This window comes from Candidatus Pelagibacter sp. HIMB1483 (assembly GCF_052048135.1).
Lineage (GTDB): Bacteria > Pseudomonadota > Alphaproteobacteria > Pelagibacterales > Pelagibacteraceae > Pelagibacter.
This window is the reverse complement of record NZ_JBNAIM010000002.1, coordinates 863,867-880,058: the sequence shown is the minus strand read 5'-3', so window position 1 is coordinate 880,058 and position 16,192 is coordinate 863,867. Positions and strand designations below refer to the sequence as shown.

Sequence of the window (16,192 nt, the reverse complement as noted above, 5' to 3'; positions counted from 1 at the left end):
TTATATAATAAATTTTTAAATACTTATATATGTCAAAAAATAAATTAGCAATCATAGGTGGAAGTGGTTTATATGATGTTGAAGAACTTAAAGAGAGAGAACTATTAGAAATTACTACTCCTTGGGGAAAACCATCAGATCATATTTTAAAGACTAATTACAAAAATAAAGAAGTTTATTTTTTACCAAGACATGGAAGGGGTCACTTTATTTCTCCAACGAATATAAATTTTAGAGCAAATATAGATGCACTAAAACAATTAGGCGTTACAGATATTGTATCTGTTTCTGCCGTAGGATCTTTGAAGGAAAATTTACCACCAGGTAAATTTGTTATTGTTGATCAATTTATAGACAGAACTTTTGCAAGAAATAAAACGTTTTTTGATGATGAAATAGTTGCCCATGTTTCAATGGCACATCCTACTTCAACTGGACTTATGAATGCATGTGAGGAGGCAATTAAAAAGGAAAAGATAGATTATCAAAAAGGTGGAACCTATGTAGTTATGGAAGGACCACAATTTTCAACTTTAGCAGAGTCAAATTTATATAGATCTTGGAAAGCTGATGTCATCGGAATGACAAATATGCCTGAAGCAAAATTAGCAAGAGAAGCAGAAATTAGATACGCATCGGTTTCTATGGTAACAGATTATGATTGTTGGCATCCAGATCATGAAAATGTTGATGTGCAACAAGTAATAAGAGTTCTTTTAGGAAATGCAGCCAAAGCAAAAAATATGATTAAAAATTTAATAGAAAACTTTGAAAACTACATTGATCCTGACGATCCAACAAATAATTGTTTAGATGTTGCAATAATTACTGCTCCAGAAAAAAGAACACAAAAAACTATAGATAAACTCAAAACAATTGCTGGCAGAGTTTTAAATAAATGAGAATTGAAGGTAAAGAATACCGTACTATATGGTTTGAAAATAATGTTGTTAAAATTATTGATCAAACAAAACTTCCACATAAATTTATTATTAAAGATCTAAAAACGGTTAAAGATGCAATAAATGCAATAAAAGTTATGGAAGTAAGAGGCGCACCTTTAATTGGAGCTACGGCAGCTTATGGATTAGTTTTAGCAATTATTGAAAAAAATGATCAGTCATTTTTAAAAAAGTGTGCAGATGAATTAATTAGTTCAAGACCAACAGCTATAAATCTTAAGTGGGCTGTTGAGAGAATGATGAGTAAACTTTCAGGCGTTAATAGTGATAAAATTTTTAATATAGCTTTGATCGAAGCAAAAGAAATTTGTGAAGAGGATATTAAATTTTGTGAAAATATTGGCTTAAATGGTCTTAAAATTATTGAAGAAATATATAATAAAAAAAAAGATACAGTAAATATTTTAACTCATTGTAATGCTGGTTGGCTCGCAACAATAAATTGGGGCACTGCAACATCACCAATTTATCACGCACATAAAAAAGGAATTCCAGTTCATGTCTGGGCCGATGAAACAAGACCAAGAAATCAAGGAGCAAACTTAACTTCATATGAGTTAAATGAGGAAGGAATTAAGAACACAATCATCGCTGATAACACTGGTGGAATTTTAATGCAAAGAGGTGAGGTTGATATGTGTATTGTTGGAACAGACAGAACTTTAGCAAATGGAGATGTGTGTAATAAAGTCGGAACTTATTTAAAAGCATTGGCTGCTTTCGACAACAATGTTCCTTTTTACGTAGCATTACCTAGTTCTACAATTGATTGGAATATAAAAGATCAAAAAGATATTCCAATTGAAGAGAGAAATTCAGAAGAATTATCACATATTGAAGGTTTGGATGAAAAAGGTGAGATAAAAAAAATACAAATATATCCAAGAAAAAGTAAAGCTATGAATTTAGCATTTGATGTAACACCTGCAAAATATGTTACAGCTTTAATTACAGAAAAAGGTATTTGTGAGGCATCAACAGAAGGATTAAAAAAATTATTCAAATGAAAAATTTAAAAGAAAGAGAAGATGTAATCGAGTATTCGATTAAACTTAATACAACAAATTTATCTCCTTTAAGATCTGGAAATATTTCAGTAAGAGGAACGGAGGACGGTATTGAAGGTTTTTTTATCACTCCATCAGGAAAAAAATACGAATCATTAAAACCAGAAGATATAGTTTTTTTATCTCTAACTGAGGAAAAAGACTTTTTATCATGGTTTAATTCTGGAAAAAATCCTTCATCAGAGTGGAGATTTCATCAAGATATTTACAAAAATAAATGGGAAGCGAAAGCTATAGTTCACGCCCATTCTCCGCACGCTTCTGCAGTTTCAACTCATGGTAAATCAATTCCACCATTTCATTACATGATAGCCCTAGCAGGTGGTGAAGATATTAGATGTTCTGAATATGCAACCTTTGGTACGCACGAACTTTCAATGAATATAATCAAAGCTCTTAAAGATAGAAAAGCATGTTTGATGTCAAACCACGGTCAGGTTGCATTTGGAGAAAATTTATCTAAAGCTTTTGAACTTGCACAAGAGGTAGAAAATATTTGCCAACAATATATTATTGCTTTAAAGATGGGAGAGCCCAAGATTCTTTCTCATGCAGAAATGAAAAAAATCTTGGAAAAAGTTAAAAATTATAAAAGTGGATAATTTTTATGATAAAAGTTGGGGAGCACATCACTTTAGATATTATCGGTACAGATAAAGAGTACGATTCCTCTGTTTATGAAAGAGTCATAAATGAAATTGCAAAAGCTGCAAAAGTAACAATACTTAATATATCCAAATATAAATTTGAACCACAAGGCTTTACGATATTGGCTTTGTTAGCAGAAAGTCATATTAGCTTTCATACATTTCCTGAAAAAGAAATTATTAGTTTTGATTTTTTCACGTGTGGAAAAATAAGTCCATCAATCGCGATAGATATAATTAAAAAAGAATTTAAACATAAGAGAATAGTAAAAAAAGAATTTAATAGAGACACTAGATCGCTTTATCATGATATTTACAGCTCACCAGGCTTACAAAAATCATATGTTGTAAATGATGTTTTGGAAGATTTTAAATCTAAAGTAGGTCAACATATTGAAATATTGGAACTGGAACAATTTGGAAAATCGTTATTTATTGATGGTGAAATTCAAGTTGCTGCATCTGACGAGCATTTATATAGCTCAACTTTTGTTGGGGCAGGTTTAAAATTAAACCAAAATAATGAAAGAGCTGCAATCATTGGAGGTGGGGATGGTGGTGTAGCTAGAGAATGTATTTCTAAAAAATTTAATTTTATTGATTGGTATGAACTTGATCCTGAGGTAGTTGAAGTTTGCAATAAACATTTAGGAGATATAGGAAAAAAAGCTACAGAAAAAAACTCGGTGAAATGTGTATGGGGAGATGCTTTTGAAAGTATTAAATCAGTTAATGATGATACTTATGACCATATATTTGTTGATTTAAATGACGATCAATTTTGCATAGATCTTGCCGCTAAAAATATGGATTCACTTGTAAGAATTTTAAAACCTAAAGGGGTGATTACAGCTCAAGTCGGAAGTCAAGACAAAAAACCTCTTCAAGTTGAAAATTGGATGAATGTTTTTCATCATCACTTTGGAAATACCAATTTATCTAGAGTTTATATACCTAGTTTTGATTGTTCTTGGAATTTTTCTTCTTCAATTAATCACTAATTTTTTCTTTTTAAATTCTTTAATTTGTGAAATACTTGTTCATAAAATTAAAGGAGAGAATAATGAATATATTTAAAAAAACTATTTTTTCAGTTTTGCTTTCTTTATTAATTATAGGAAATGTTAATGCTGATAAAATAAGAATCGGAACAGAAGGCGCTTATCCTCCATGGAACTCAAAAGATGAGTCTGGTAAGTTAATTGGATTTGAAGTTGAATTAGCTTATACGCTTTGCAGATACATTGGACAACAGTGTGTAATAGTTGAGCAAGATTGGGATGGAATGATTCCCGCGTTAATTATGAGAAAATTCGATGCAATAATGGCAGGAATGTCGATTACTGCTGAAAGACAAAAAGCAATTAGCTTTTCTCAGGGTTATGCAGATGAAGTTGCTTCATTAGCTGTTATGAAAGGTTCAAGTCTAGAGGGTCTAGATACTCCGGCTGGAATTAATCTTACAAAACCTAATGCTGATGCAAAAAAAGCTCTTAAAACACTTACTGCAGCATTAGCTGGTAAAACTGTTTGTGTTCAAACTGCAACTATTCACCAAAACTTTTTAGATTCTGGTGATGTAGGGAAAGTAAATGTAAGAACTTATAAAACACAAGACGAAGTAAACTTAGATTTGGCATCTGGAAGATGTGATGCTGCATTAGCAGCTGCGGTAGCTTTTAGTGACTACGCAGAAAAATCTGGTAAGCCAGTTGTTTTAACTGGACCAACTTTTTCAGGTGGTGCATTTGGAAATGGTGTAGGAGTTGGTATTAGAAAAGACGACACTGAACTTTTAAAAGCATTTAACAAAGCAATTGATAAAGCGAGAAAGAACGGAGACATTAGTAGAATTGCTACTAAATGGTTCGGTTTCGACGCTTCTATGTAATTCAATTTTAGATTTGGCGACTATCATGTATAGTCGCCAGTCTGTATGGAACTTCTAACATTTGGAGATACTGGTTGGGGTGATGAGTTATTTCGTGCAACCCTAATGACAATAGCTGTATCAATTACAGCAATGATAATTGGTTTTAGTTTTGCTGCAATTTTTACTCCATTAAAATTATCTAAATATAAATCTTTAAACTTAGTCGCTAATATTTACACAACTGTTATAAGAGGTGTGCCAGAACTTTTAGTAATTTACCTTTTCTTTTTTGGAGGAAGTGGAGCGATTATGTTTGTTGCTTCAATGTTTGGTTATAATGAATATATAGAGATTAATGCATTTCTTACTGGTTCATTTGCAATTGGTATTATTTCTGGGGCTTATTCTACAGAAGTTTTTAGAGGAGCAATTCAGTCAATTGATAAGGGACAATTTGAGGCTGCAAAAGTTTTAGGTTTTAGTAAATTTAAACAATTTTACAAAATTATTCTTCCCCAAATGTTGAGACTTGCAATTCCTAATTTGAGCAATGTTTGGCAAATTACACTTAAAGATACATCTCTAATTTCAGTTACAGGTTTAGTTGAGATAATGAGACAATCTTATATCGCAGCTGGCTCTACGAGAGATCCATTATTCTTTTATTCTTTTGCAGCAGTTTTATATCTGTTGCTGACTTTCTTAAGTATGAAATTAATAAACAAATTAGAAGTTAAGTATAGCAGGGGGTATTAATGGATTTTGAATTGATGATGAATAGTTTTCCAAAGTTATTAAATGCTGCTCTTATAACTTTAAAACTTTTATCTATGTCTTTAATTGTAGGATTATTCATTGGTCTTTTATTTGCAATTTTAAGATTAAATAAAAATGTTTTTATTAATAAATTTGCTTATGGATATTCATATGTGTTTAGAGGCACTCCACTTCTAGTACAGATATTCATTATCTATTTTGGTCTAGGTCAAATTGAATATTTAAGATCAACGTTTCTTTGGGTGATTTTAAAAGAACCTTACTGGTGTGCAATTATTGCTTTTGCTTTAAATACTGGTGCCTATACTTCGGAAATATTAAGATCAGCTTTTCAGACAATCAAACCTGGAATAATTGAAGCTGGGCAAAGCTTAGGTATATCAAGCAAAATTATTTTTTATAAAATTCAAATTCCAATTGCTATCAGACAATCACTTCCAGCTTACGGTAATGAAATTATTTTAATGATGAAAGGCACTTCTCTCGCAAGTACGGTCACTATTATGGACTTAACTGGTGTTGCAAAATATATAATTTCTACAACTTTCAAACCAATCGAGGTATTTATTGTTGCAGGTGGAATATATTTATTTATGACTTTTATTATTCATAATGTGATTAAGTTTTTAGAAAAAAAATACAGTTTCAACTAATTAAGCCTTAATGAAAAAATTCATTTTATTTGTACTGTTTTTGTTTCCTAATATTAGTCTCTCATTTGAAAATACAAAAATTCAAATAGATAATTTTTCAATAAACAAATATGAAATTACAATCAAAGAATTTGAGGAATTTGCTAACAATATTAATCTTATAACTGAAGCTGAAAGGACCGGAGGAGGTTATGAATGGGGAGCAGGATGGGAGAAAAGAAAAAATTGGAACTACAAAACTCCTTATGGTAAAAAACCAAAAAGTATATTTGAACCTGCTACACATGTAAGTTTTTTTGAAGCTGAAAAATTCTGTAAATACCATAATGGAAGATTACCAATATTTGAAGAATGGAAAAAAGCAGCCTATTTTGTAAATGGTAAAAAATATGAATATCCAAGTGGTGATAATCCAAAAGATATGAACACTCAAGATTTGCTTGCTATAAACAAACATGAAGATGTTACAAAATTAAAACCCGGTATTAATGGTTTAGTTGCGATGGGTGGCAATGTTTGGGAATGGATAGATGATATTAAGGGTGACAATTCATTAACTGCAGGAGGATCATGGTGGTATGGATCTTCTAAGACAAAAGTTTCAGGAGCACAATACAAACCCTCAAATTTTTATGCTATCTATGTAGGCTTTAGGTGCGTGTACGATAATTAAAGTACAACTAAATCTAACTTTTTTTTACCAAGTCTTTCGTTGCTATTATCAGTCACTAAATAAGTTTCACCTAAATTCATTGCTAAACCATTATCAGAGTCCATTAATATCATGTGCATAAAGAATACATTACCAGGTTCTATAATGTATGGATTTCCTGTATATAACATTGGCCAATCCATCCAATTTGGAGAAAAGGTAGTTCCTAAAGAATAACCACACGCATTCATTCTTGCTTTATTAAAACCAAGATCATCAAAAGTTTTTGCATGAGTATCAAAAACTTCTCCAATTTTATTTCCTGGTATTAATTTTTTTTCACAATTCTTTAATGCTTCAACGCAAGCCTCATGCATTTTATGATGTTTAGAATCTGCTTTACCAATAGGAATAGTTCTAAACATTGCCGAATGATAATGTCTGTAAGTTCCAGCCCATTCTACAGTTAATTGATCTTGCTTGTTCAAAATCTGTTTTTCTGCTTGATAACGGCAAAGAAGAGCATTTTTTCCTGAACCAATAATAAATTCATTCGCAGGATAATCACCGCCACCTTCAAATATAACTCTATTCATTTCTGCTAATATTTTAGATTCACTTACACCAGCTTTCGCATGTTTCCACACTTCATCTAAAGCTTTATCAGCAAGCTCAGCAGCTTTTTTTACATAAACAATTTCTTCTTTGGATTTAACTACTCTTAATTTTGTTATTAAGTCTGATTTATCTTCTACACTAGAATAATTTTCTAAAGATTTGTTAAGTCTTAAAGCATTACGTCCAGTTAAACCGTAAGCTTCATATTCAACACCTAATTTTTTTCCTTTTAGATCAAGCTCATCCAAAATAATTTTAAGATCATCAGTTGGGTTTGAACCATCTTTATCAACCCAAATTCTAATATCTCCTATATTAGATGTATTTTGAGCCTGCCTTAGATCAGGAGCTCTAGTAAGGAGTATTATGTTTCCATTTTTATCTAAGATTAATGTTTGGAAAAAAACATATCCAAAGGTGTCATATCCTGTTAGCCAATACATAGATTCTTGCCTAAACATTAAAAGAGCATCTATATTTTGTTCTTTCATTGAACTCAAAACTTTAGATTTTCTTGATTTAAATTCTTCCTCTGAAAAATGAAGTCCCATTTAATAATTAGTATACTCTTTTATTTCTTTGATTGCTGATCCAGTATGGTTATTTATATCTAATTTAATTTTTGCACGATCATCATTCAAAAAATGGACATCTCTTGAAAGTTTAATAAATTTTTCCCCAAAATCTTTATCTTTCTCACATTGTCTTTTGTCATCTTCAATAACCCAAAGTTTAGCATTTATTTCTTTTAGAGATTGATAAAGATTATTCAGTTTGTCATCAGACTTAACATTCTTTTCTAACTGATCTTTTAAAATAGAGTGTTCATTGTTGATAAACTTTAACTTTTCAGAATCTTTTATTTTTTCTTGTTTAATCTCTAAAATTGAAATTTTGTCTAAAAGTTCTCCAATTGAAACTTCTACTATAATTTTATTCATAAAATTTAATACTGTGCTATCTTGTTATAAATATGTCTAATATTTTAATTATTAAACACGGATCATTAGGAGATATAGCGCAAGCAAGTGGTGCAATTCAAGATATATCTGAAAACCATAAAAATGATCAAATATTTCTACTTACAACTAAACCTTACTTTGATTTATTTAAGAAAAACCCTTTTATTCATGAGGTGATTTTAGATAAGAGATTACCTCGATATAATTTAATTTATTTATATTTATTAATGCGAAAGTTGAAGAAGTACAAATTCTCAAAAGTTTTTGATCTTCAAAATTCTTCAAGAACTACTTTTTATAAAAATATTCTTTTTCCAAAGGCTGATAAAATAGTTTGGTCGAGTTCAATCACAACCTTACCATCAGATAAAAATAAAGAAGAATTTGATAAAATTTCTGTGCTAGAAAGATTTGATCATCAATTAAAAGAATCTGGTTTAAATACTTCAAACACTTTAAAGCCAGATTTTGGCTGGGCTTCTACAGACATAAGTGAAATTAAAAATTTCTATAAATTTGATAAATATATTTTATTATTTCCTTTTTGTTCACCACATTTGGCAATAAAAAAATGGCCTCATTACAATAAACTTATTGAATTAATTTCAAATAGATTTGGTGATGAGTATAAAATTTTAACTGTACCAGGCCCTTCCGAAATTAATGATGCAAAAGATATAAATGCATTAGCTTTATTAGATAATGGTAGAGCGCTAGATATATCTCAGTTAACATCTTTAATTAAAGATAGTTCATTTGTTGTAGCTAACGACACTGGTCCAGCACATATCGCAGCTCATGTAGGATCTAAAGGTCTTACATTATTTGGCAAACATACAACGGCTTACAAGGTAAGTATTGAAAGAGAAAACTTTAAAGCTATTGAAGTAAGTGATCTTAATAATTTAAGTGCTGAAAAAGTTTTTGAAAGATTATCTAACTCTTTATCTTAGTTTTTTTTACTAATCTTAAAATTACTGGCACAATGAATAATATGAATAATAATCTTATAATATGATGAAAAGCTACAAAGTCGGGTTCTAAGTCAAAAGCAATAGCAATAACAGCTACTTCATAAATTCCACCAGGACAGAAAGATAAAATCAAACTTAAAAAATTATTATCAACAAAAAAAGTTGCAATGTAAGCTGCTATCAAACCTAGTAAAACTAAAAGTATAGTTGCAACTAATCCATGAAAAGAATTACTTGCAACTTCTTTAAATGTTTTGTTAGCAAATCTACACCCAACTGATGCTCCTAAAATTAATAAACAAAAATTGATAGAAGCATCTGGCAGTTTATAAGAGGCAATATCAAATATTTGTAAAGCACCACTCGCAACTAATGTTCCAGAAAGAAGTGCTGCTGGAACTTTAAATTTATCAAAAAAGAATATGAATATTAATGAAACAATTATTAATAAAACTAAATTCCAATGGTTTTGAGACATATAATCAAATTTTTCTAATTCCAAAGCTTCAGACGGATAAAGACTAACAATTATAAAAGGGAATAGAGTTATTATAATAATTAATCTTATTAAGTGAGCAGTTGCAACTTGAGATAAATCAGATTTTTCATATTCAGCTAAAATCATTAGAGGGCCCAAGGCACCTGGAGCAGCAGAAAATATAGATGTTTTTTCTTTATACCCTGAAAATTTTTGCAAATATTTTGAAACAATCAAGATACTTACAACAATATAAAAAAACATGATAACGGTTGTCCAAATCCAATTAACCATTTGGCTGAAAAGATTTTGGTCAATGTAATTTCCTATATGAAGTCCTAAGATAATTAATATTGAGCTTAATGCTATTTTGGGCATTAGAACTTGAAAACCCTTTAAAGCAACCAAAGATGTTGCAATCATTGGACCAATCATCCAAGCAAGAGGAATATTAAAAAAATCTGCAACAATTGCACTTGGAATAGAAATTAGAATTACAATTAAGAAATTTTTTGAAAATAAATTTTTTATATTTTCTTTATCTAAATTTATAAAATTTGACATTATCGAATTTTAATTAAATTTTTTTCAATTTTAATTTTTGATGATCTAAGGGTATTTAAAAAGAAAATACAGTTTTTCCTATTAAAATTTGAGATATGACCAGTAATTGTTAAAGCACCTAAAAATTGTTTTTTTGACCTAAATATAGGTACTGATACTGATGCAATTTCCCTATCTCTTTCTCCAAAAGACATTGAGTATCCTTGTTTCAAAATTTTTTCTTTATTTTCTATTGGCAAATTATGATAAGCAGATAAAATATGGCCACTTGAACCTTTATTAAGTGGTTTTTTTATTCCAATTTCTATTGAATGTTTAATTATTTTTTTTGGTTCACTAGTCTGAATACATATTCTCTCTTCTTTCTGTTTAACAAAAAAGCTAGCTGTTTCATTTGTTTTAAAAGAAATAAAATCTAGTTCTTTTTTAATTGAATTTTTCAAATTAAAGCTATTTTCATAAATTTCATACAGTCTTGAAATTGAATGACCTATTTTAAATTCTCCACTTTTTATTTTTCTAATATATCCGTAATTTTCTAGTGATTTAGATATTCTTGAAATTCTACTTTTATGATCACCAGTAATATTTGCTATTTTGGTAACTGTAAGAGTTTCATTATTATCAGTGAAACAGTTTAATATTTCTAAAGCTTTATTAACCGATTCAACTCCTTGTATATTTTTTTTCATATATCCTACTCTATAGAACAATATGTTCTATTCTATAGAACATCAAGGTATTAATTGGTGGCCAATAACAAAAGAAATAAATTAAATTTACATAACTAACAAATAGAGGAATAAATAATGAAAAACTTAAAAAAAATACTTTCAGTATTTTTCTCAGCTATCCTTCTATTTTCAGCTACAACAGTAAACTCAATTGCAATTGAAAAATTACACTTTGTAATTGGTGGTGGTGCTGGTGGTGGTTGGGATGGAACTGCTAGAGGTACTGGAGAAGCTTTAACAAAAGCTGGCTTTTTAAAAAGCGCATCATTTGAAAATATGTCAGGTGGTGGTGGTGGTAAAGCACTTGCTTATATGATTAACAATAAGCCTGCTAACACTGTTTTAGTTCAATCAACACCGTTGGTTTTAAGATCTATTACTAGACACGAAGGTTATGTAACTGGTGGTGGAAGCGGAGTACTATCTTATAAAGATGTAGTGCCGATTGCCGGTGTGATTGGAGACTATGGTGCAATAGCAGTTGCTAAAGATTCACCATTTAAAAACTTTAAAGATGTTGTTGATGCATACAAAAAGGATCCTAAGTCTGTAAAAATGGCTGGTGGATCTGTAAGAGGAAGTATGGACCATTTAATTGGAGCTTTAGCATTCCAAGAAGCTGGAGCAAATCCAAACGATGTTATTTACGTTCCTTATGATGCAGGTGGAAAAGCATTAGCTGGACTTTTATCTGGAGAAACACAAATTATTTCTACAGGTTTAGGTGAACTTATGGGAGCAAGAGACCAAGTAAGAATTATTGGTATAACTGCACCTGATAGAGTTTCTGATGCACCTGATGCACCAACACTTAAAGAACAAGGATATGACGTACAATTCGTTAACTGGAGAGGATTTTTTGGCCCTCCAGGCATGAGCAATAAAGATAAAAAAGCTATTGCTAAAATGTTAGGCGATGTACAAAAAACTTCTGAGTGGGAAACTGTCAGAGCAAGAAATGCTTGGGTTAATATTTATAACCCTGACAAAAAGTTTGTTAAGTTTTTAGAAAAACAAACTAAAGAGATGACAGACCTAATGAAGAAATTAGGGGTTATTTAATCCTTGCGGGTTAATTAATTAGGAAGAGCAGTGAGAATTAGTGCAACTAAATTTATCTCACTGCTCTTTTTTATTTTTTCAGCATTTTATTTATACACTGCCCATCAAATAGTTGTTTTTACGTTTGATGAAAATGCTCCCTTTAATGCGAGAACTTTTCCAATTTATTTGGGTTGGGCTGGAATTTTTCTTTCTGGTTTAAAAATAATTTTACCAGAAAAATTAAAATCAGATGTTAATCATAAACATTTAGATTATAAAAGTATTAGTTACTTAATCTTAATATCAATTATCTATGGAGCAGTAATTTTGAAGATTGGATATTTTGTATCTACTTCATTATTTTTAATTGCTTCTTATTATTTTTTAGGTGAAAGAAGATGGATTTGGATGTTTTTACTTTCATTTCCTTTTGTAGCTATTTTTATGTTTTTGCTTCATGGGGTTCTTAATATTTACTTAAGAGATCCACTTTTAAAATATTTAGGAATTATTGGATGATAGATGGAATTTTAATTGGTTTAAATACCGCTTTGTCATTACAAAATATAATAATTGTAATGATAGGTTGTTTTGCAGGAACAATTATTGGAATGCTTCCCGGTTTAGGCCCAATGACGGCAATTGCTTTAATGATTCCAATTACATATGGTTTTGATCCTGCATCAGGTTTAATTTTAATGGCTGGTGTTTATTATGGAGCAGTTTTTGGTGGTTCAACTTCATCAATATTATTAAATGCACCTGGAGTTCCTGGAACGGTAGCAACTTCTTTTGATGGTTATCCCATGGCTCAACAGGGTAAAGCAGGTAAAGCTTTAGCTATAGCAGCTTACAGTTCATTTGCTGGAGGAACAATATCAGCAATATTTTTATTAATTGCTGCACCTAGCTTATCAAAAATAAGCTTATCTTTTAGATCACCTGATTATTTTGCATTAATGATATTGGGTTTAACTGCTGTTTCAGCTTTTTCTTCCAAAGGACAGTTTTTAAAAGCAATGATGATGGTAGTTTTGGGTTTAATGTTAGCATCGATTGGCCAAGATTCCTTATCAGATATTTCTAGATTTACATTTGGAAACATGAATCTTTCAGATGGTATTAGTTTTGTACTAATCGTAATGGCAACTTTTGCAATGAGCGAAGCGTTAACAATTATATTTAGAGGCAAGGATCCAAATCGTGCTGCAAAACAAATTTCTTTAACTGAGCTTGGATCAATAAAAGTGAATAAAGAAGAAACTATTAAAATGGCTAAAACAATACCAAGGTCATCAATCTTAGGCTTTTTAATAGGAGTATTACCAGGAGCAGGTGCAACAATTGCTTCTTTCTTAGCTTATGGAATGGAGAGAAATTATGTTAGTGATGAAGAGAAAGAAAAATTTGGTAAAGGAAGTGTTCATGGTTTATCAGCCCCAGAGACGGCTAATAACGCTGCATGCTCAGGTTCATTTGTACCATTATTAACTTTAGGAATTCCAGGAAGTGGTACCACAGCTGTAATGTTAGGAGCTTTATTAGGTTTTGGTATTCAACCAGGACCAAGATTGTATCAAACTAATCCTGAAATTTTTTGGTCAGTAATTATGTCAATGTATATTGGGATGGTAGTTTTATTGATTTTAAATTTACCATTAATACCTTACATTGCTCGAATACTTGCTGTACCTAGAAATTTTTTAATCCCCTTAATTCTTTTTTTTTCAATTACAGGAATTTATTTAATTTCATTTAATAATTTTGATATTTATTTAATGATTGGTATTGCTGTTGCTGCAACATTTTTGCGCTTGTATGATTTTCCAATGCCACCTTTAATTCTTGCCTTTGTACTAGGAAAATTGATGGAAGAAAATTTAAGAAGATCTTTACTAATAAGTGATGGTTCTTTTAGTTTTTTATGGGACAGACCTTTAACTTTAATAATTTTATTGATTACAATTAGTATTGTGAGTTGGCAGATTTTTAAATCTTTTAAAAGAAATACTTAAATAATTTTTTTATATTGATCTAATATTTTTTCCCATTGAAATTTAGAAACATATTCTTTGGCATTTTTTCCAAGTTCTATATATCTTTTATTTTCAATCATAGTGTCTAATGATGAATAAATATCATCTAAGTTATTTCCATCACAAATAAAACCAGTTTTATCTTGTTGTATTGCATCTGCAGCGCCACCATCTTTTCCACCAAGAGAAGGAATCCCATATTGTGCTGCCTCAACATAAGCTATTCCAAATCCTTCGACAGAAGTTTTGTGTATAATTGATGGCATGACAAAAATATCTGATTTAGCCACTAAAGAGTTTTTTAATTCATCACTAATATCATTAAAAAACATAACTTGTGTACTTAGATCGAGTTCTTTAACTAGTTCTTTGATATTTTCTAACTCATCACCATCTCCAATGCACATATAAACAATATCCGGGTATTTTTGTTTTAAATTTCGTAAAGCCATTATAACCTTTTCGTGATTTTTTCTTTTATCAAATCTCGATACCGTGATTAAACGAGGAGTTTTAACTTTTAATAAGCTTTCAACTTTTTCAAGTGATTTTTTATTTAACTCTTTTGCAGGATCTACACCAGGATTAATCACAACTACTTTATTTGCTTCAACTCCATTATTGATTGCTAAATTTTTTGTATATTCTGAATTAGCAATTACTTTTTCAACATTATTTAAAACTTTATTAGCTCTTTTATTTAGTGAACTTCCTTTGGGATGATTAATTTCTTTACCATGTATTAGGCAATATTTCTTTTTATCAGTATTTATTAATTCTAAACTTTTCCAGTGATCAGCTATAACACCTTGAACTTTATTTTCTTTCAAATATTCATTGATTAATTGTGCTTTTCGGATTTTTCTTAAGAATTTAATTCCGCCAACTCTTTCAATTGAAAAGTTTTCTTTATTATCAAATTCTTTATGATTTTCTTGATAATCTGCAAAAACCTTTATCATAAAGTTCTTAGACATTTCTTTACTAAGCCCCCACATCAAACTTTGCATACCACCTAATTCAGGTGGGTAGGCTCTAGTAACAATCAAATACATTAATTATTTTTCCACTTTATACTGCAGCCAGCACTTGGAGTTTGATTTTCAGGTCCTTTTCCAGTCTGTGCAATTTGCTTCATTGCATTAAATAAATCGCTTTCACCTTCTCTTACTGGAATTAAATTTTTAAGTTCTCTTAATCTACCTCTATATTGAAGCTCTAAATTTTTGTTATATCCAAAGAAATCTGGTGTGCATACTGCATCATAAGTTCTAGCTACTTCTTGTGTTTCATCTACTAAGTAAGGAAAATTAAATTGATTTTTGTTTGCAAATTCAATCATATTCTCAAATGAGTCTTCTGGATAGTTTTCCGCATCATTTGCACAGATTGCCACTGAATTTACTCCTAAGTCTTTTAATTTTTTACAGTCCTCTACAATATCTTTCGTAACTGCTTTTACATAAGGACAATGGTTACAAATAAACATTATCAAAGTCCCATTTTCACCTTTAACATCATCTAAAGAAATTATTTTATTGTCAGTTGATTTAAGCTTAAAGTCATGTGCCTTTTGGCCGAAATCACATATTGGAGTTTGTATTGGCATAATGTAATAATATATAAATTATGTTTTACGATTTAAAAGATAAAAAACCAAAAAACTCTGGCGAAAATTGGGTAGCACCAAATGCAACTATAATTGGTGATGTTACTTTAGAAAAAAATTCTAGTATTTGGTTTAATGCAACCCTAAGAGGAGATATTGAAAATATCCACGTAGGTGAGGGATCAAATGTTCAAGATGGAAGTGTTTTGCACACCGATCCAGGCTATCCATTAAAAATTGGAAAGAATGTAACTGTTGGACATATGGTAATGCTTCATGGATGTACGATAGGTGACAATAGTTTAATTGGAATCGGTGCAGTCATTCTTAATAATGCTAAAATTGGAAAGAATTGTATCATTGGAGCTAAAGCTTTAATCACCGAAAATAAAGAAATACCAGATAACTCACTGGTGATTGGTTCTCCAGGAAAAGTTGTAAGAGAAGTTACAGAAGAGGAAAAAAAAGCTGTAGCAGAAAATACTAAACATTATCAAGATAATTGGAAAAAGTATTCTAAGTCAATTTTTTAAATAATATTT

Annotated in this window: 19 protein-coding genes; 13 read left to right on the top strand and 6 right to left on the bottom strand. The window is 30.2% G+C overall.

Annotated elements, in window-relative coordinates; genetic code table 11:
- The first annotated feature begins 29 nt into the window (after positions 1-29).
- From ACTTAV_RS05415 to ACTTAV_RS05380, 8 genes are all read left to right on the top strand, one after another.
- Positions 30-902 (top strand): S-methyl-5'-thioadenosine phosphorylase, encoded by an 873-nt coding sequence (locus ACTTAV_RS05415; RefSeq protein ID WP_440670728.1) that lies wholly within the window; start codon positions 30-32, stop codon positions 900-902.
- The gene (gene mtnA / locus ACTTAV_RS05410) at positions 899-1,969 is read left to right on the top strand and encodes an S-methyl-5-thioribose-1-phosphate isomerase (RefSeq protein ID WP_440670727.1); all 1,071 of its coding nucleotides are present in this window, start codon (positions 899-901) and stop codon (positions 1,967-1,969) included. The genes ACTTAV_RS05415 and mtnA overlap by 4 nt, the downstream gene beginning before the upstream one ends.
- Positions 1,966-2,631, top strand: coding sequence for a class II aldolase/adducin family protein (locus ACTTAV_RS05405; RefSeq protein ID WP_440670725.1), 666 nt, complete (start codon positions 1,966-1,968; stop codon positions 2,629-2,631). The genes mtnA and ACTTAV_RS05405 overlap by 4 nt, the downstream gene beginning before the upstream one ends.
- Before the next feature lie 5 nt (positions 2,632-2,636).
- Complete coding sequence (gene speD, locus ACTTAV_RS05400) at positions 2,637-3,677, top strand: adenosylmethionine decarboxylase (RefSeq protein ID WP_440670724.1); 1,041 nt, start codon at positions 2,637-2,639, stop codon at positions 3,675-3,677.
- Between the two features lie 62 nt (positions 3,678-3,739).
- The gene (locus tag ACTTAV_RS05395) at positions 3,740-4,567 is read left to right on the top strand and encodes a transporter substrate-binding domain-containing protein (protein WP_440670722.1); all 828 of its coding nucleotides are present in this window, start codon (positions 3,740-3,742) and stop codon (positions 4,565-4,567) included.
- Between the two features lie 45 nt (positions 4,568-4,612).
- Positions 4,613-5,305, top strand: a complete 693-nt coding sequence (locus ACTTAV_RS05390) for an ABC transporter permease (RefSeq protein WP_440670720.1) — start codon at positions 4,613-4,615, stop codon at positions 5,303-5,305.
- Positions 5,305-5,979: an ABC transporter permease gene (locus tag ACTTAV_RS05385; RefSeq protein WP_440670719.1), complete on the top strand. Its 675-nt coding sequence runs from the start codon at positions 5,305-5,307 to the stop codon at positions 5,977-5,979. Before ACTTAV_RS05390 ends, ACTTAV_RS05385 begins: the two co-directional genes overlap by 1 nt.
- A 10-nt stretch (positions 5,980-5,989) precedes the next feature.
- Entirely contained in the window at positions 5,990-6,652 is a 663-nt protein-coding gene (locus tag ACTTAV_RS05380) for a formylglycine-generating enzyme family protein (protein WP_440670718.1), read from the top strand.
- On the opposite strand, the gene ACTTAV_RS05375 is transcribed toward ACTTAV_RS05380, so the two are convergent.
- Both ACTTAV_RS05375 and ACTTAV_RS05370 read right to left on the bottom strand, forming a co-directional pair.
- Complete coding sequence (locus ACTTAV_RS05375; protein WP_440670716.1) at positions 6,649-7,800, bottom strand: M24 family metallopeptidase; 1,152 nt, start codon at positions 7,798-7,800, stop codon at positions 6,649-6,651. The two genes, ACTTAV_RS05380 and ACTTAV_RS05375, sit on opposite strands and share 4 nt — an antisense overlap.
- Positions 7,801-8,190 (bottom strand): DUF6165 family protein, encoded by a 390-nt coding sequence (locus tag ACTTAV_RS05370; protein ID WP_440670715.1) that lies wholly within the window; start codon positions 8,188-8,190, stop codon positions 7,801-7,803.
- 32 nt (positions 8,191-8,222) lie between these two features.
- On the opposite strand from ACTTAV_RS05370, the gene ACTTAV_RS05365 reads away from it, so the two are divergent.
- Entirely contained in the window at positions 8,223-9,164 is a 942-nt protein-coding gene (locus ACTTAV_RS05365; RefSeq protein WP_440670713.1) for a glycosyltransferase family 9 protein, read from the top strand.
- Here the strand turns inward: ACTTAV_RS05365 and ACTTAV_RS05360 are convergent.
- Together ACTTAV_RS05360 and ACTTAV_RS05355 are read right to left on the bottom strand one after the other, a co-directional pair.
- The gene (locus ACTTAV_RS05360; protein ID WP_440670711.1) at positions 9,148-10,227 is read right to left on the bottom strand and encodes an AbrB family transcriptional regulator; all 1,080 of its coding nucleotides are present in this window, start codon (positions 10,225-10,227) and stop codon (positions 9,148-9,150) included. The two genes, ACTTAV_RS05365 and ACTTAV_RS05360, sit on opposite strands and share 17 nt — an antisense overlap.
- On the bottom strand, positions 10,227-10,919 hold the full coding sequence (locus tag ACTTAV_RS05355; RefSeq protein WP_440670709.1) for an IclR family transcriptional regulator: 693 nt from the start codon (positions 10,917-10,919) through the stop codon (positions 10,227-10,229). The genes ACTTAV_RS05360 and ACTTAV_RS05355 overlap by 1 nt, the downstream gene beginning before the upstream one ends.
- 117 nt (positions 10,920-11,036) lie before the next feature.
- Between ACTTAV_RS05355 and ACTTAV_RS05350 the strand changes: the two genes are divergently transcribed.
- The 3 genes from ACTTAV_RS05350 to ACTTAV_RS05340 are packed head-to-tail and all read left to right on the top strand — an operon-like array spanning position 11,037 to position 14,020.
- On the top strand, positions 11,037-12,023 hold the full coding sequence (locus tag ACTTAV_RS05350) for a tripartite tricarboxylate transporter substrate binding protein (protein WP_440670707.1): 987 nt from the start codon (positions 11,037-11,039) through the stop codon (positions 12,021-12,023).
- Positions 12,024-12,053: 30 nt separating this feature from the next.
- A complete protein-coding gene (locus tag ACTTAV_RS05345) occupies positions 12,054-12,524 on the top strand; it encodes a tripartite tricarboxylate transporter TctB family protein (protein WP_440670706.1) in 471 nt (156 codons plus the stop codon).
- Entirely contained in the window at positions 12,521-14,020 is a 1,500-nt protein-coding gene (locus ACTTAV_RS05340) for a tripartite tricarboxylate transporter permease (RefSeq protein WP_440670705.1), read from the top strand. Before ACTTAV_RS05345 ends, ACTTAV_RS05340 begins: the two co-directional genes overlap by 4 nt.
- On the opposite strand, the gene ACTTAV_RS05335 is transcribed toward ACTTAV_RS05340, so the two are convergent.
- Both ACTTAV_RS05335 and ACTTAV_RS05330 read right to left on the bottom strand, forming a co-directional pair.
- Positions 14,017-15,096, bottom strand: a complete 1,080-nt coding sequence (locus tag ACTTAV_RS05335) for a glycosyltransferase family 4 protein (RefSeq protein ID WP_440670704.1) — start codon at positions 15,094-15,096, stop codon at positions 14,017-14,019. The two genes, ACTTAV_RS05340 and ACTTAV_RS05335, sit on opposite strands and share 4 nt — an antisense overlap.
- Positions 15,096-15,650 (bottom strand): thioredoxin family protein, encoded by a 555-nt coding sequence (locus tag ACTTAV_RS05330; RefSeq protein ID WP_440670702.1) that lies wholly within the window; start codon positions 15,648-15,650, stop codon positions 15,096-15,098. Before ACTTAV_RS05330 ends, ACTTAV_RS05335 begins: the two co-directional genes overlap by 1 nt.
- Positions 15,651-15,670: 20 nt before the next feature.
- Between ACTTAV_RS05330 and ACTTAV_RS05325 the strand changes: the two genes are divergently transcribed.
- A complete protein-coding gene (locus tag ACTTAV_RS05325) occupies positions 15,671-16,183 on the top strand; it encodes a gamma carbonic anhydrase family protein (protein WP_440670700.1) in 513 nt (170 codons plus the stop codon).
- Positions 16,184-16,192 lie beyond the last annotated feature (9 nt).

Bases quoted from the DNA above. Each gene is read 5' to 3' on its own strand.
- ACTTAV_RS05415 (WP_440670728.1), top strand. From the start codon at position 30: ATGTCAAAAAATAAATTAGCAATCATAGGTGGAAGTGGTTTATATGAT.
- mtnA (WP_440670727.1), top strand. From the start codon at position 899: ATGAGAATTGAAGGTAAAGAATACCGTACTATATGGTTTGAAAATAAT.
- ACTTAV_RS05405 (WP_440670725.1), top strand. From the start codon at position 1,966: ATGAAAAATTTAAAAGAAAGAGAAGATGTAATCGAGTATTCGATTAAA.
- speD (WP_440670724.1), top strand. From the start codon at position 2,637: ATGATAAAAGTTGGGGAGCACATCACTTTAGATATTATCGGTACAGAT.
- ACTTAV_RS05395 (WP_440670722.1), top strand. From the start codon at position 3,740: ATGAATATATTTAAAAAAACTATTTTTTCAGTTTTGCTTTCTTTATTA.
- ACTTAV_RS05390 (WP_440670720.1), top strand. From the start codon at position 4,613: ATGGAACTTCTAACATTTGGAGATACTGGTTGGGGTGATGAGTTATTT.
- ACTTAV_RS05385 (WP_440670719.1), top strand. From the start codon at position 5,305: ATGGATTTTGAATTGATGATGAATAGTTTTCCAAAGTTATTAAATGCT.
- ACTTAV_RS05380 (WP_440670718.1), top strand. From the start codon at position 5,990: ATGAAAAAATTCATTTTATTTGTACTGTTTTTGTTTCCTAATATTAGT.
- ACTTAV_RS05375 (WP_440670716.1), bottom strand. From the start codon at position 7,800: ATGGGACTTCATTTTTCAGAGGAAGAATTTAAATCAAGAAAATCTAAA.
- ACTTAV_RS05370 (WP_440670715.1), bottom strand. From the start codon at position 8,190: ATGAATAAAATTATAGTAGAAGTTTCAATTGGAGAACTTTTAGACAAA.
- ACTTAV_RS05365 (WP_440670713.1), top strand. From the start codon at position 8,223: ATGTCTAATATTTTAATTATTAAACACGGATCATTAGGAGATATAGCG.
- ACTTAV_RS05360 (WP_440670711.1), bottom strand. From the start codon at position 10,227: ATGTCAAATTTTATAAATTTAGATAAAGAAAATATAAAAAATTTATTT.
- ACTTAV_RS05355 (WP_440670709.1), bottom strand. From the start codon at position 10,919: ATGAAAAAAAATATACAAGGAGTTGAATCGGTTAATAAAGCTTTAGAA.
- ACTTAV_RS05350 (WP_440670707.1), top strand. From the start codon at position 11,037: ATGAAAAACTTAAAAAAAATACTTTCAGTATTTTTCTCAGCTATCCTT.
- ACTTAV_RS05340 (WP_440670705.1), top strand. From the start codon at position 12,521: ATGATAGATGGAATTTTAATTGGTTTAAATACCGCTTTGTCATTACAA.
- ACTTAV_RS05335 (WP_440670704.1), bottom strand. From the start codon at position 15,096: ATGTATTTGATTGTTACTAGAGCCTACCCACCTGAATTAGGTGGTATG.
- ACTTAV_RS05330 (WP_440670702.1), bottom strand. From the start codon at position 15,650: ATGCCAATACAAACTCCAATATGTGATTTCGGCCAAAAGGCACATGAC.
- ACTTAV_RS05325 (WP_440670700.1), top strand. From the start codon at position 15,671: ATGTTTTACGATTTAAAAGATAAAAAACCAAAAAACTCTGGCGAAAAT.